The sequence below is a fragment of the Phenylobacterium sp. genome, assembly GCF_022402485.1.
GTDB lineage: Bacteria > Pseudomonadota > Alphaproteobacteria > Caulobacterales > Caulobacteraceae > Phenylobacterium.
In genome coordinates, this window is sequence record NZ_JAKRSA010000009.1 from 78181 (window position 1) to 92714 (window position 14534).

Annotated in this window: 9 protein-coding genes; 3 read left to right on the plus strand and 6 right to left on the minus strand. The window is 66.4% G+C overall.

From position 1 onward, the window contains the following. Positions 1 to 21: 21 nt before the first annotated feature. Positions 22 to 4749: a glutamate synthase large subunit gene (gltB, locus tag MH112_RS01660; protein WP_365785863.1), complete on the minus strand. Its 4728-nt coding sequence runs from the start codon at positions 4747 to 4749 to the stop codon at positions 22 to 24. A 278-nt stretch (positions 4750 to 5027) separates the two neighbouring features. Here gltB and MH112_RS01665 point away from each other — a divergent pair, with 278 nt between their 5' ends. Beyond that, on the plus strand, positions 5028 to 5366 hold the full coding sequence (locus MH112_RS01665) for a hypothetical protein (protein ID WP_293316466.1): 339 nt from the start codon (positions 5028 to 5030) through the stop codon (positions 5364 to 5366). Between the two features lie 70 nt (positions 5367 to 5436). Here the strand turns inward: MH112_RS01665 and MH112_RS01670 are convergent, their stop codons facing one another. From MH112_RS01670 to MH112_RS01690, 5 genes are all read right to left on the minus strand, one after another. Beyond that, positions 5437 to 5997, minus strand: a complete 561-nt coding sequence (locus MH112_RS01670) for a sugar transferase (protein WP_296563276.1) — start codon at positions 5995 to 5997, stop codon at positions 5437 to 5439. Positions 5998 to 6054: 57 nt separating this feature from the next. Further along, a complete protein-coding gene (gene rlmJ / locus MH112_RS01675; protein WP_296563020.1) occupies positions 6055 to 6885 on the minus strand; it encodes a 23S rRNA (adenine(2030)-N(6))-methyltransferase RlmJ in 831 nt (276 codons plus the stop codon). 129 nt (positions 6886 to 7014) lie between these two features. Then, positions 7015 to 7416, minus strand: a complete 402-nt coding sequence (locus tag MH112_RS01680; protein ID WP_296563022.1) for a surface-adhesin E family protein — start codon at positions 7414 to 7416, stop codon at positions 7015 to 7017. 95 nt (positions 7417 to 7511) lie between these two features. Beyond that, positions 7512 to 8252, minus strand: coding sequence for a hypothetical protein (locus MH112_RS01685; protein ID WP_296563024.1), 741 nt, complete (start codon positions 8250 to 8252; stop codon positions 7512 to 7514). A 112-nt stretch (positions 8253 to 8364) separates the two neighbouring features. Further along, positions 8365 to 10353, minus strand: a complete 1989-nt coding sequence (locus MH112_RS01690; protein ID WP_296563025.1) for a TonB-dependent receptor — start codon at positions 10351 to 10353, stop codon at positions 8365 to 8367. Between the two features lie 126 nt (positions 10354 to 10479). On the opposite strand from MH112_RS01690, the gene MH112_RS01695 reads away from it, so the two are divergent. Next, entirely contained in the window at positions 10480 to 12075 is a 1596-nt protein-coding gene (locus tag MH112_RS01695) for a M10 family metallopeptidase (protein WP_296563027.1), read from the plus strand. Between the two features lie 40 nt (positions 12076 to 12115). Further along, complete coding sequence (locus tag MH112_RS01700; RefSeq protein WP_296563029.1) at positions 12116 to 14473, plus strand: UvrD-helicase domain-containing protein; 2358 nt, start codon at positions 12116 to 12118, stop codon at positions 14471 to 14473. The last annotated feature ends 61 nt before the right edge of the window (positions 14474 to 14534 follow it).

A 14534-nucleotide genomic window follows, 5' to 3' on the forward strand; every position in this document is an offset into this window, starting at 1 on the left:
ATGATACTCCGATCTTCAGACTTATTCGGCGGCGACGGCGGCGGCGGCCTTGCGTTCCTGAGCCAGGTCCAGCAGGGCACGCCGATAGTCGGTAGGCATGACCTTGCGGAAATTGGCCAGCTCGGTGTCCCAGTTCTCCAGGATCATCCGAGCCCGGGCGCTGCCGGTATAGAGCTGGTGACGCGCGATCAGGATGCGCAGGCGTTCGGCGTCGAACCGCAGGACATCGCCCATGCCATTGTCCTCAACCGACACCGACTTCTGCCGGGGACGCAGGGCGTCGTCGGCACCGTCGGTGGCTGAAGCCGGGGCAATGGCCTCGATCTCCACCATGGCCTTATTGCACAGAGCAGCGAACCGGTTGGTCGGGTCATAGACATAGGCCACGCCCCCGGACATGCCGGCTGCGAAGTTACGGCCCGTGTCGCCCAGCACCACCACGACCCCACCGGTCATGTACTCGCAGCCGTGGTCGCCCACCCCTTCGACCACCGCCACGGCGCCGGAGTTGCGGACGGCAAAACGCTCGCCGGCCACCCCTTCGAAATAGGCCTCACCGGCGATGGCACCGTAGAGAACTGTATTGCCGATGATGATGTTCTGGGTTGGCTCGCGCTTGGAGTTCGGCGGCTGGCGGACGATCACGCGACCGCCCGACAGCCCCTTGCCCACATAGTCGTTGGAGTCGCCGACCAGCTCGAGGGTGACACCCCGGGCTGCAAACGCGCCGAAGCTCTGCCCGCCAGTGCCCCGGAAGGTGAAGGAAATCGTGCCGTCGGTCAGGCCCGCATGGCCGTGCGCCATGGCCACCTCACCCGAGAGCATTGCCCCCACGGTGCGGTTGATGTTGCGGATCTCGAACTCGCCACGGACGGCCTCGCCCTTGTCGATCGCCGGTCTGGCCGCAGCCAGCAGCTGGTGATCCAGGGCCAGCTCAAGGCCGTGGTCCTGCTGCTCGGTATTGCGCAGCCCCTTCGGGTGCTCCATGGGCGCCTGATAAAGCAGACGCGACAGGTCCACCCCACGGGCCTTCCAGTGGTCCACCGCCGGGGCGGTGTCGATCAGGTCCACCCGACCGACCATTTCGTCGAGGGTGCGCAGCCCCAGCAGGGCCATGATCTCCCGCAGCTCTTCAGCCACGAAGAAGAAGTAGTTGATCACATGCTCGGGCTGGCCGTTGAAGCGCGCCCGCAGCACGGGATCCTGGGTCGCCACCCCCACCGGACAGGTGTTCAGGTGACACTTGCGCATCATGATGCAGCCCGCTGCGATCAGCGGCGCGGTGGCGAAGCCGAACTCCTCGGCGCCCAGAAGGGCTCCGATGGCCACGTCCCGACCGGTGCGCAGTCCCCCATCGACCTGGACGGCGATGCGCGAGCGCAGGCCGTTCAGCAGCAGGGTCTGCTGGGTCTCGGCCAGGCCGATCTCCCAGGGCGATCCCGCGTGGGTCAGGGAGGTGAGCGGCGAAGCGCCGGTGCCGCCCTCGAAGCCCGAAATGGTCACATGATCGGCGCGCGCCTTGGAGACGCCGGCCGCCACGGTGCCCACGCCAACCTCGGAGACCAGCTTCACGGAGATGCGGGCCTTGGGATTGACGTTCTTCAGGTCGTGGATCAGCTGGGCCAGATCCTCGATCGAATAGATGTCGTGGTGCGGCGGCGGACTGATCAGACCAACGCCAGGGGTCGAGTGGCGAACCTTGGCGATCGCCTTGTCCACCTTGTGGCCGGGCAGCTGGCCGCCCTCGCCGGGCTTGGCACCCTGGGCCATCTTGATCTGAATATCATCGGCATTGACCAGATATTCCGCCGTGACGCCGAACCGACCGGACGCCACCTGCTTGATCTTCGAGCGCATGGAATCGCCGTTGGGCAGGGGCGTGAAGCGATCAGCCTCCTCGCCGCCTTCCCCGGTATTGGACCGGGCGCCGATGCGGTTCATCGCCACGGCCAGGGTGGTGTGAGCTTCCCGGCTGATGGAGCCAAAGCTCATGGCACCGGTGGAGAAGCGCTTGACGATCTCGCTGGCCGGTTCGACCTCATCGATGGGGATAGCCTTGTCGGCCAGCTTGAAGCGCATCAGGCCGCGGATGGTCAGCAGCCGCTCGCTCTGCTCGTTGATGCTGGCGGCAAAGGACTTGTACTCGTCGGGCAGGTTGCCGCGCACGGCGTGCTGCAGACGGGCCACAGAATCCGGGGTCCAGGCGTGGGCCTCACCGCGCAGGCGATAGGCATAGGAGCCGCCCACATCGAGCATGTGCCGGTAGATCGGGTTGTCGCCAAAGGCGTCCCGATGGCGGCGCACGGACTCCTCGGCGATCTCGCCCAAGCCGACGCCTTCGATGGTGGTCGCCGTACCGGTGAAGTACTTCTCGATCAGCTCGGAGTTCAGGCCCACCGCATCAAAAATCTGCGCGCCGCAATAGGACTGGTAGGTCGAGATGCCCATCTTGGACATGACCTTCAAGATGCCCTTGCCGACCGCCTTGATGTAGTTCTTGCGCGCATCCTTGGCCGAGATGTCGAGCTTGTTCTGTACCCGCAGCTGCTCGATGGTCTCGAACGCCAGATAGGGGTTGACCGCCTCCGCGCCATAGCCGGCCAGGACGCAGAAGTGGTGCACCTCACGGGCTTCACCGGTCTCGATGACCAGGCCGGTCTGCATGCGCAGACCCTGGCGGATCAGGTGATGGTGAACCGCGGCCGTGGCCAGGGCCGCCGGGATCGGAATACGATCAGCGCTGACCGCCCGATCCGAGAGGATCAGGATGTTCATACCCGCCAGCACCTGGTCGGTGGCTTCGCGGCATAGGCGTTCAAGCGCCCGCTCCAGGCCGCCGGCCCCCTCATCAGCCGACCAGGTGGCGTCCAGGGTGGCGGTGCGGAAGGCACCGTCCAGGAGCTCATTGATCGAGCGGATCTTGGCCAGGGCCTCATTGGTCAGGATCGGTTGGGCGACTTCCAGGCGCTTGTGCGAGCCCGCCTGACGGCCCAGCAGGTTGGGCCTTGGACCAATCATGGACACCAGGCTCATGACCAGTTCCTCACGGATCGGGTCGATGGGCGGATTGGTGACCTGGGCGAAGTTCTGCTTGAAGTACTCGTAGATCAGCTTCGAACGCTGCGAGAGCACGGCGATGGGCGTGTCGCCGCCCATCGAGCCGATGGGATCGTCGGCCTGCAGCGCCATGGGCTCCAGAAAGAACTGCTGATCTTCCTGAGTGTAGCCAAAGGCCTGTTGCCGGTCGAGCAGCAGGGCCGCGTCGTCGATCCTGACCGGCTCGGACTCCTCGGCGTCGACCACGTCTTCCAGCTTGAACTGGGTCTCAGCCAGCCATTCCTCATAGGGTTTGGCGCTGGCGAGGGAGGCCTTGATCTCCTCGTCCTCGATGATCCGCCCCTCCTCCATGTCGATGAGGAGCATCTTGCCCGGCTGCAGCCGCCACTTGCGCACGATGCGCTCGTCCTCGACCGGCAGCACGCCGACTTCAGAGGCCATGATCACATGGTCCTGGTCGGTGATCACAAAGCGGGCGGGACGCAGGCCGTTGCGGTCGAGGGTCGCGCCGATCTGGCGGCCATCGGTGAAGGCCACAGCCGCCGGCCCGTCCCAGGGCTCCATCAGGGCGGCGTGGTACTCGTAGAAAGCCTTGCGCTTGGAATCCATCAGCGGATTGCCGGCCCAGGCTTCCGGGATCAGCATCATCACCGCATGGGCGAGCGAATAGCCGCCGGCCAGCAGCAGCTCGAGGGCATTGTCCAGGCAGGCGGTGTCGGACTGACCGTGCGGGATCAGCGGCCACATCTTGTCCAGGTCAGCGCCCAGCAGCTCAGATTCCATGCCCCGCCGGCGGGCGTTCATCCAGTTCACATTGCCCCGGACGGTGTTGATCTCACCGTTGTGGGCCATGAACCGGTAGGGGTGTGCCAGCCGCCAGGACGGGAAGGTGTTGGTGGAGAAACGCTGGTGAACCAGGGCCAGGGCTGATTCCGCCAGGGGGTTGGCCAGGTCCTCGTAGAAGGTCCCCACCTGTCCCGCCAGCAGAAGCCCCTTATAGACCACGGTGCGGGTCGATAGGGACGGCAGGTAGAGTTCCTTCAGGCCGGGCAGGCCCTTCTTCTCCGCCAGCTGGGCGATCGGGTTCTGGATCTGCTTGCGCACGGCCAGCAGCTTCCGTTCGTGGGCGTCCTGGTCCTTGATGTTGGGGCCGCGACCAATGAAGGCCTGGCGGATCACGGGCATGGCGTCGAGCACGGCCTGGCCGATGCCGTCCAGGTTCACCGGCACGTCCCGCCAGCCCAGAACCGGCTGCTTTTCCACCTTCATGAAGTGTTCGAACTGCGCCACAGCGACGTCGCGGGCCGCCTCATCGTGAGGCAGGAAGCACATGGCCACGGCGTATTCGCCGGCCGCAGGCAGATCGACGCCGTGGTCCTTGGCCCAGGCGCGATAGAGTCCGTCCGGAATCTGAATCAGAATCCCGGCGCCGTCGCCCACCAGGGGATCGGCACCCACCGCACCGCGATGGTCCAGATTGACCAGAATCTGCAGACCCGCCTGCACGACTTCGTGCGATTTGCGGCCTTTAATATTGGCTACAAACCCTACGCCGCACGCGTCATGCTCGTTACGCGGATCATACAATCCCTGTCGCTCTGGCGTCCGCATTTGGACTCCCTTCCACTTGCTACGGGCGCACGTCGGCGCGGCCCGGATGGGCCGTTTGGGACGCGCGTTGGAACCGCGCATTTACCCGGCAAGAACAGCCCTTGTCGATGGGGCAGACGCGCCGGAATTGAAATGATCTTCCAAGTTGCGCCCTCAAGAGGCGCTCAATCGCCCCCAGGCCCGACTTTTAGACCGCGGAACCCATAGAGCCACATGGCACCAGATAGGGGGCAGCGGGACGGAATTGAAGCCAGGCGTCCTCGGTCCAGACTGAACGCCTTGCAAATCATTTGAGGATGCGATTGGAGACCGGCGCGTTCCTGCGCTATTTTCCTCCCATCGAACTTGAGGAGTGCCTGATGACCGACCAGATCGAACGGCCCTGGGCCCTGATGCGCCATCACGCCGGTTGGGCCGACGTCTTCCATATCGAGAAGGAAGCCGGCGACTCGGTGACAGGCTTTTATCCTGACCGCGAAACCGTCGGGCCGCCGGTGAGCTATTCCGTGCGTGCGGTGCTCGCCCGCTTCCCGACCATGGAAGCCGCCCGGGCCGCCCGGGAAGGCGCGGTGTCCGAATGGCGCAAGCATGACGCCGGCGTTCAGGAGGCTGAGGAAAAACTCCGCGCCGCCGAGAAGGCCCGGGAAGACGCCTGGCTGGGCTGCCTGCGTGAGGCCGCCGACCGCTCGGTTGGCTGAGACCGACCTGAACCAAGGTGATGACAGACCCCGTCGCTGGTGCGGCGGGGTCTTCCATTCCCAGTTGGGCCTAGTGCGAGACCCCCCGGGCCGATAGGGCGGCACGCAGGGTGATCAGAATGATGCGGATGTCGAAGGCCAGGGTCTGGCGCTCGGCATACTCAGCGTCCATGCGGACCTTGTCGGGGATGGGCAGGTCGTCGCGGCCATTGATCTGTGCCCAGCCAGTGACCCCAGGCCTCAGGCGGTGAACCCCGGCCTCTGTCCGAAGGGCCACCAGGTCGTCCTGGTTGAACAGGGCCGGCCGGGGACCGACCAGGCTCATCTGGCCGATCAGGACACTCCAGAGCTGGGGGAACTCGTCCAGGCTGGTGCGCCGCAGAACTCGGCCAATCGGGGTGATCCATTGCTCTGGATGGTCCAGCAGATGGGTGGCCACATCAGGCGTGTCGGTGCGCATGCTGCGGAACTTGGGCATCAGGAAGATCACATTGTCGCGGCCCACCCGCCGGGACCAGTGGATCGCCGGCCCGGGAGAGGTCAGCCGAACCGCCAGACCCAGGGCCAGCAACAGCGGCCACAGGAGCAACAGCCCTGACAGGGCCGCGATCAGATCGAACAGACGCTTGATCAAGACGGCCCACGCCCCCGGTTCATCCCCAGCGCCCTGGCTTATCGCGGCAGGGCCTCAGACTCCAGCCAGGGGCCAGACTTGGCCACGCCCGTCCTCGCCGCCATCGGCCACCCAGGCGCAGGCCTCGGCAAGGACCGGCTCAAGTCCGTCTGGCGCATTGATCAGCACCAGGGCGCAGCCGTTCATCTTCATGGGATCAGTCAGGGGCCGCATCCGCACCTCGGCCACCAGCAGGGCTGCGGGCTCGCAGGCGTCCTCCAGGTCACGGAGGAAGCCGTCAAAGGTCTCAAGATCCTTCAGGGGCAGCCAGATCAGGAACATCGTCTTGGGCGCGCGGGCCAGCACCGTTCCGGCCAGGGCTGCGATCCGGCCATAGTCATCGGCCTTTTCAAACGGCGGATCGACCAGGATCAGGGTGCGCTGGCCAGGACGGACGGCCTCAGCAGCTGCCGCAAAGCCGTCCGCGCAAAGGGTCGCAACCCCCGGCACCGATCCCAGCACAGCGGCAAGCCGCTCATGTTCCTGCGGCTGCATCTCGCAGGCCAGGTAGGAGTCTCCAGGCCGCAGGCCTCGGGCGATCAGCCAGGGCGAGCCGGGATAGAGCCAGGTCTCGCCCCCGTCATTGGCGGCAGCGACCTCGTCAGCCAGGGCCAACAGGGCAGCAGGCGGGGTGGCCTGCCCCATCAGCCGCATGACCCCGGCCTGAGCCTCGCCTGAGCGCGTCGCCTCCGGGCCCCGAAGGTCATAGAGGCCCGACCCCGCATGGGTGTCGATAACCCTCAGGGGCGCCTTGTCGGCCCTCAGCGACGCCAGCAGGCGCAGAAGAGCGGCATGCTTGATCAGGTCCGCGAAATTGCCGGCATGGAAGGCATGACGATAGTTCAAGGCGACCTCGGCGGCGGGGAACGTCCCCGCCGTCCTAGAGCCTTTGCAGGCAAGATGAAATCATCGCGCCGGCCAAAAGACGCCGAGGCTTTGACCTTCAGAGCCGCCGCGAGGCTGACCCCGGGCCGATCACTTGCAGAACTTGACCCTGAAGTCGTCGGGCACGCCCCCCGGCGATATGGCGTTCATCCCCGCCGGGGTAGAGTCGGCGACCCCAGGGACGACGACGCCGGCGGCGGTGTAGGCAGTGTAGTCGGCGTGGGCATAGGTCTTGGCCGCACAGTCGATGGTCATCTTGACGGTGTAATAGCCCATGAGCCGTCCATCGGGCAGCTCGCCCGGGGTGGCGTAACTGATCTTCTCCAGGAAGGTGACCACCCCATTCTCATGCTTGACTGTCAGGGGGTTGTAGCTGGCGGTCATGCCATCCCCCGACCCCAGTTCCTCCCAGAGATAGGTCGACTGGGCCGCGACGGTTCCCGCCGTTGCCAGGGTCAGGACAAGGGCGAGGGGAGCTAGAACAACCTTCATGAACGTCTCCGATCTGGGTTTCAAACTAAGCTGCGGGGGCCGCGCCATGACTGGGCGCAAGGCGCCGGCCAGTCGGCCAGATCACTGAACTTGGATCACTGAACAGAGAGGCCCTGGGACTGCATGGTCCCGTCAGCCCCCAGCACCCCCGTGACGGTGGCCTGGGCGGTAAAGCTCCCGCCGGTATTGTCCTGGACCACGAACGACACCTGGCCGGCCGGGGCACCGTCGCTGGCCTTGACCCGGGTGAAGCCGCCATCCAGGCCATCCACCAGGGGACGGGAGTAGCTGATGTACCCATCCGCATCGGGGGCTGGAATGTCGCTCAAGGGCCGGCAGCCAAAAGCCTGGATGGTGTCGCTGGCCGGATCCACAGCCCAGGCGGTCTTGGACAGGCAGGCTGGATCAAGCACCACCGCCGAGACGCTGGCCGTGGCCTCGGCGACCGCCCCGCCTGCCGACTGCAGGCCCAGGACCACCGCATAGGACAGGGCGGCCCCATGTCCGGACTGCGTGACCGAAACGGCCAGCCGGTCGCCCGCCTGGCCATAGCCGGCCGCTGTCTGATCTGGGCCATCGGCGTCCGCACCGAGGTCGCGGGTCCAGCCCGCCCCGGTCAGCGCCTGATCGAGTTTGGCCGCGACGCTGATGAAACTGTCGCCCAGCTGCGGGCCGCCGGAGAGCGTCACCAAGCACCCAGGGGCGTCGGGCTGGCCGGGATAGGCGACCGGTCCCGTCGCCACCGCACCGCTTGATCCCAGCGCCGCCTCGGCGAGGGTTTGCACCGGCGCGCAGGCCTGGCCACCAAGGCTGGCAGCCAACAGCAGAACAAGCATGACAACCCCCAGACCAACCCTTGTTATTTGAACTATGACCGGGTTGCTGGCCGATGCACAAGGCTTGCTTGGCAAGCTCCAGCGCCTTTTTCCAAACGCGGCTCGGGGATGCTCAACGGCGCAAGCTATAGCCCACGCGCAGGGTCTGAGGGGCCCCAAGAGTCAGGAGGCCATCGCCGGCTCGGGCGGTCTCAATTTCGGCGTCCAGCAGGTTTTCGGCCGCGATATAGACTTCTGCTTCCGGGGCGATGCGCCAGGCGATCCGCAGATCAACCGTGGTGGCCGCCGCCAGGGCCCGGGTGTTGAGATCATCCTCGAACCGCCGCCCCTCATGCCGGATCTCCGTGGAAACCCTCAGCGGCGCACTGACTTGCCAGTCGAGGTCAAGGGTGGCGGCAAATTCCGGCGTCTGGGCGGGACGAAGCCCGGTGAGCTGGGGCAGAACGGTTCCGCCGTCCACCTCGGCCCGGGTGGCCACCGCCGCAGCCCGGACCTGGAGCGGGCCAAGATCGCCCGAGGCCGAGATTTCCAGGCCCAGGGCCTCAATCGCCCCAGCATTCTGACGCTGGCGCAGCACCCCGCCGGTCGGAATGAAGCCGGCGATGGGGAAAGTCCCGGGCCCCTGACCGATCGTCACATTGGTGATGGGGTCTTCCAGGCGGTTGAAGAACAGGCTGGCGGTCCAAACCATATCTCGACCGCCGCCGATCCCCGCCTCAAGCCCATAGAGGCGTTCAGGCTCCAGGGTCGGATTGGCTTCGGTGATGTCGTTGCCGACCCGGAACGGCCGGTGCAGCTCATTGAGGGTGGGCGGGCGGAAGCCGGCATAGGCGGCACCGCGCAGATGAATGCTGTCAGAAACCTCTAACCGCCCCCCAAGCCGGGCGGTGGGCGTCACACCCGAAGCATCCGGGGCGCTGGAGTTCAGAACCACGGCCCCGCCGTTCAGGTCCCGCTCGATCCGCCGGGCCTCCGTGGCCGACCACCCGTCCACCCGCACGCCGCCGGTCAGCAGCAGACGCTCTCCCACATGGGTCGCCTCCCCGTAGGCCCCGCCAACCAGGGTCCGGCCGCCGGCCACCCGGCCCCGGGTGAACCCTGCCCCCAGATCACGGAAAAACTCCTGGGTCTCCCCCTCGGCGGCCCGGACATCCCCCCCCAGTTCCCAGGTCCAGGCACCGGTCTCCTGCCGCCAGGCGGCGTTGAGGCCATAGCCCAGGGCCGGGGTCGCCAGTTGTTCAGCCGCCGGTCGGCTGACGGCCCGGCGGGCATCGATGGCGGCGAAGCGGTTCTTGAGGTCACTGGTCCGCAACCAGACCTGGGCCCGCCAGCCCCCGGATCCCGAGGCCTCAGGTTGAGCCAGGGACAGGGTGGCCGACCCTCCGCTGGCCTCAGAGCCGATCCCGATCGCGCCCCCGCCTCGCCGTTCCTCAAACGCATCGAGACGGAAGGCGGCACGAACCCCGGCGATTTCGCCCTGCAGGCGGGCGGCGGCGGACACCTGGTTCAGGCCAGCAGCTTCATCGACAGGACCCCGGCGAGCGCCACGCACGGGCACATAGCCCTCCGTCGTAGAGCCCGAGACCACCGCCAACAGGTTTGCCGTGCCCAGGGCTGCGGCGGCGCGATAGGTTCCCCGTGAACCGGCGGAGACGTCCAGGGCCGAGACGCCCTCCCCTGGGTCGCGCTCGGTAAGCGCCACCACACCGGTCAGGGCGCCCGCACCATAGGGACCTGCGCCCGCACCCTTGATGATCTGGGCCTGCGCGAGGCCTTCGGGGGGCAGGGCCGACCAGATCACCCAGCCGCCAAACGGATCGTTCTGCGGCGCACCGTCCAGGGTCACCAGGGCACGGCCCGCGCCAGAGGGGGCGATGGACCGCAGGGACAGCCCCTGAATGGTGGGGTTGGCCACCTCGCTGCCGGTGCGGCGGAACAGGGCCACCCCGGGCTCCCCCCGCAGGGCGTCGTCCAGTCGCGGGGCCTCCCCCAGGACACCTTGCCCCAGGCTGACAATGGCAAAGGCCCGGTCAGCCGGACTGGGCGCCAGGCGCGGGGCGGTGACCTGCACTTCGTCGACCAGGGGGGGCATGTCGGGCATCAGGGTCTCACGGGATGGCGGCGCGGCTCAAATCTGGGTGACTCGCCGGTGTGTTAGCAGTTCCTTACGGGCCAAGGCTTGAACCTTGCGCTATTGAATCGTCTCAATCTCAACGCGTGAGCGCTTATGGCCGCCCCCGATGCCAGCAGCATTATCGCCAGTCTGATCGCCCCCGGCCGCTGGTGGGGGGGATCGACCATCACCTACAGCATCCCGCGAGAGGGTTCGACCTGGCCCGGCTATGGGACGGGTGAAGAACCCAATGTGCCCGGCTACAGCGTCCTGAACACCGCCCAGGGTCTGCGGTTTTCGGCGGCCATCGAGGCCTGGGACAGGCTGGTGGCCACGCGTTTCGTCCAGACTGACGATGTGGCGTCCCCCGGCCAGCTGCGGATCGCCTTTACGGATCTCACCGCCGTCGACCATGAACACGACGACGAGGAGGCCAGCTGGGGATTTGCCTATTTCCCGCCCCTGAATGGCTCAGCGGGCCTCCCCTATATGGGCGACACCTGGATCACCAAGGACAAGGTCAACGCCACGTTTCCGGCCGGCAGTTATGATTTCAGCGCCATGCTCCACGAGCTGGGGCACGCCCTGGGGCTTAAGCACCCGTTCGAAGACGGGGCCGTGCTGCCAACGGCCTACGACACTACCCGCTACACCCTGATGTCCTACACCGCCGCCGCCGACAGCGTGTTCTGGCAGGCGGAAGCTACAGCGACGGGGGTAAGGATCGTCCCGACCCGGGTGGCACCTGAAACCCCCATGGTGTTCGACATCCTGGCGATCCAGGCGCGGTACGGTGCCGATGCCACCACCGCAGCCGGCGACACCACCTACAGCTGGGACCAGAACCGGCCGTTCTTTCAGGCCATCTATGACGCCGGCGGCGTCGACACCTTCGATCTGTCCGGGCACACCCGGGGCTCAGTGATCGACCTGACGCCAGGTGCCTACTCCTCCATCGCCCAGTTCACAGCGACAGCCCAGATCGCTGAGATGCTAGTGCGCTTCCCCTGGGCGCAGGATTTCTTCAACGAACACATCCTCGATCCTGAGACCTATACCTGGACCAACAATCTGGGGCTCGCCTACAACACGGTGATCGAGAACGTCATCGGCGGCTCAGGCGCCGACACCATTCTCGGCAACAGCGCCAACAACGTGATCACCGGCGGAGACGGGCGCAGCTATCTGCGTGGCTTCGACGGGGACGATCAGATCCGCGGCGGCCGAGATTTCGATGACCTGCACGGCAATGCCGGCAATGACACCCTGTGGGGCGCTGGCGGCGACGATTGGGTGGTGGGCGGCCGGGACAATGACCTCCTGCACGGAGAGGCCGGCGACGACATCGTTTATGGCAATCTCGGCAATGACACCGGCTATGGCGGTGACGGCCATGACCTGATCCGGGGGGGCCAGGGGGATGACCAGCTGTTTGGCGGTCCCGGCAATGACTGGATGTCCGGCGACCGGGGCAATGACACCCTCAGCGGCGGCCCAGGGGCCGACATCTTCAGCACCTTTGGCGACGCCGGCATCGATCGGGTGCTGGACTTCAACAGCGCCGAAGGCGACCGGGTGCGCTTTGACCCCGGGACAAGCTGGACCCTGGTATTCTCGGGCTCCGATACCGTCATCAACATGGTCGGCGGCGCACAGATGACACTGGTGGGGGTCACCGCAGCCACCCTGGGCGACTGGATGCTGGTCTGAGGCCCTTAAGCCCCGGCGCGCATGTGCTACATATGTTCCAATGTCAGCCCCTGATTCAGTTCCCGCCACCCCCCCGCGTATCAGCGACCTTGCCCGCGTGGGCGGACCCGATGCGCGGCCAGACTATCTGAAGGGGCTGAACCCCGAGCAGCGGGAGGCCGTCGAGACGGTGGACGGCCCGGTCCTGGTCCTGGCCGGTGCCGGCACCGGCAAGACCCGGGTTCTGACCACCCGGCTGGCGCACGTTCTGGCCACCGGCCGCGCCAAGCCCTGGGAGCTGCTGGCCGTCACCTTCACCAACAAGGCCGCCCGGGAGATGCGTGAACGGCTCGCCGCCCTCATTGGCCCCGAGGCCGAAGGCCTGAGATGGCTGGGCACCTTTCACTCCGTCGCCGCCCAGATCCTGCGCCGGCACGCCGAGCTTGTGGGGCTGAAGTCCAGCTACACCATCCTCGACACCGACGATCAGGAGCGACTGCTGAAGCAGCTTCTGGAAGCCGAGAACATCGATTCCAAGCGCTGGACCGCCAAGGCCCTGGGTGGGTTAATCGACCATTGGAAGAACCGGGGCTGGACGCCCGACCGCCTGCCGCCGGCCGAGGGCGCGGCCTTTGCCAACAATCGTGGCCAGGCGCTCTACCGAATGTATCAAGAGCGGCTGCGGGTGTTGAACGGCTGCGATTTCGGCGACCTCTTGCTGCACAACATCACCATCTTCACCTCGCAGCCCGATGTGCTGGCCGAGTATCACGACCGCTTCAAATTCATCCTGGTGGACGAGTACCAGGACACCAATGTGGCCCAGTACCTGTGGCTGCGGCTGCTGGCCCAGAAGCGGCAGAACGTCTGCTGCGTGGGCGACGACGACCAGTCGATCTATGGCTGGCGGGGTGCCGAGGTGGACAACATCCTGCGCTTCGAGCGGGACTTTCCGGGCGCCAAGGTCATCCGGCTGGAGCGCAATTATCGCTCCACCAGCCACATCCTCGGGGCGGCCTCAGGCCTGATCGCCACCAACAAGTCCCGCCTGGGCAAGACGCTGTGGACCGAGGCCGACGGCGGCGAAAAGGTGGTGGTCCGCGGGGTCTGGGACGGTGAGGCCGAGAGCCGGCTGGTCGCCGACGAGATCGAGCGGGCCCGCAAGGGCACCACCGAGCGCAATCCTCGGCCCTACAAGGACATGGCCATTCTGGTGCGGGCCTCATTCCAGATGCGCGCCTTTGAAGAACGCTTCGTCCTGCTGCAGATTCCCTACACGGTGGTCGGCGGGCCGCGCTTCTTCGAGCGGGCTGAGATCCGGGATGCGCACGCCTATCTTCGACTGATCCAGTCCGAGGCCGACGACCTCGCCTTTGAGCGGATCATCAATGTTCCCAAGCGCGGGATCGGCGAAACCACGGTCCAGAAGCTGCTGCAGATCGCTAGGCTCAACGGCGTTCCAGCGGCGACGGCGGCGCGCCAGATCGTGCTGACCGACGAGCTGGCGGCGCGCACCCGCACCTCCCTGGCCAATTTCCTGCGCGACCTGGACCGCTGGCGGGGACAGGGGGAAACCCTGCACCACAGCCGCCTGACCGAGATGGTGCTGGAGGAGAGCGGCTATACCGACGCACTTCGCCTGGACAAGACGCCCACCGCCCAGACCCGGCTGGAAAACCTCAAGGAACTCGTCCAGTCCATGAGCAACTTCGAGACCTTGAGCGCCTATCTCGAGCACGTCTCCCTGGTCATGGACCTCGATCGCGGGGCCGGCGAGGACGCCGTCCAGATCATGACGCTGCACTCCGCCAAGGGCCTGGAGTTTCCGCTGGTCTTCCTGCCGGGCTGGGAAGAAGGGGTGTTTCCCTCCCAGCGCTCCATGGACGAGAGCGGGGAAAAGGGGCTCGAGGAAGAACGCCGCCTGGCCTATGTGGGCATCACCCGCGCCCGGGAGCAGGCCCACGTTTCCTTCGCCGCCAACCGCCAGGTCTATGGCCGCTGGACCAGCCAGCTGCCCTCGCGTTTCGTCGACGAACTGCCCCTCGCCCATGTGGAGGCGGCATCGGACACCGGCTATTACGGCGGCGGGCCTGGCATGCAGCAACATGGCAGCCGATGGGACGAAAGCCCCAGTTTCGGCTCGGGCTATTCCTCACCGGGCTGGCGGCGCGCCCAGGACCGGGGCTATCAGGGCAGCCATCCGGGACGCCAGCAGGTGATCGAGGGCGAGGGCCGCCTGGTGGCGGTCTCTGATCCCTCGGCCTCCAGCAGCGCCTTCGCCAGGGGCGACCGGGTGTTCCACCAGAAGTTCGGCTATGGCCAGGTGCGCGGCATCGAGGGCAACAAGCTCACCGTCGCCTTCGACAAGGCCGGCGAAAAGAAGGTCATCGACTCCTTCGTGGAGAAGGCACCGGCCTGAGGCCACTGGCGATCATCACGGGCCGCTGAGGCGCTCCGCCTTGCGTCCCGGTGAGACCTTG

Excerpts from the sequence above, each read along its gene's own strand:
- gltB (WP_365785863.1), bottom strand. The coding sequence starts at position 4,749 with ATGCGCGGTTCCAACGCGCGTCCCAAACGGCCCATCCGGGCCGCGCCG.
- MH112_RS01665 (WP_293316466.1), top strand. The coding sequence starts at position 5,028 with ATGACCGACCAGATCGAACGGCCCTGGGCCCTGATGCGCCATCACGCC.
- MH112_RS01680 (WP_296563022.1), bottom strand. The coding sequence starts at position 7,416 with ATGAAGGTTGTTCTAGCTCCCCTCGCCCTTGTCCTGACCCTGGCAACG.
- MH112_RS01685 (WP_296563024.1), bottom strand. The coding sequence starts at position 8,252 with ATGCTTGTTCTGCTGTTGGCTGCCAGCCTTGGTGGCCAGGCCTGCGCG.
- MH112_RS01690 (WP_296563025.1), bottom strand. The coding sequence starts at position 10,353 with ATGCCCGACATGCCCCCCCTGGTCGACGAAGTGCAGGTCACCGCCCCG.
- MH112_RS01695 (WP_296563027.1), top strand. The coding sequence starts at position 10,480 with ATGGCCGCCCCCGATGCCAGCAGCATTATCGCCAGTCTGATCGCCCCC.
- MH112_RS01700 (WP_296563029.1), top strand. The coding sequence starts at position 12,116 with ATGTCAGCCCCTGATTCAGTTCCCGCCACCCCCCCGCGTATCAGCGAC.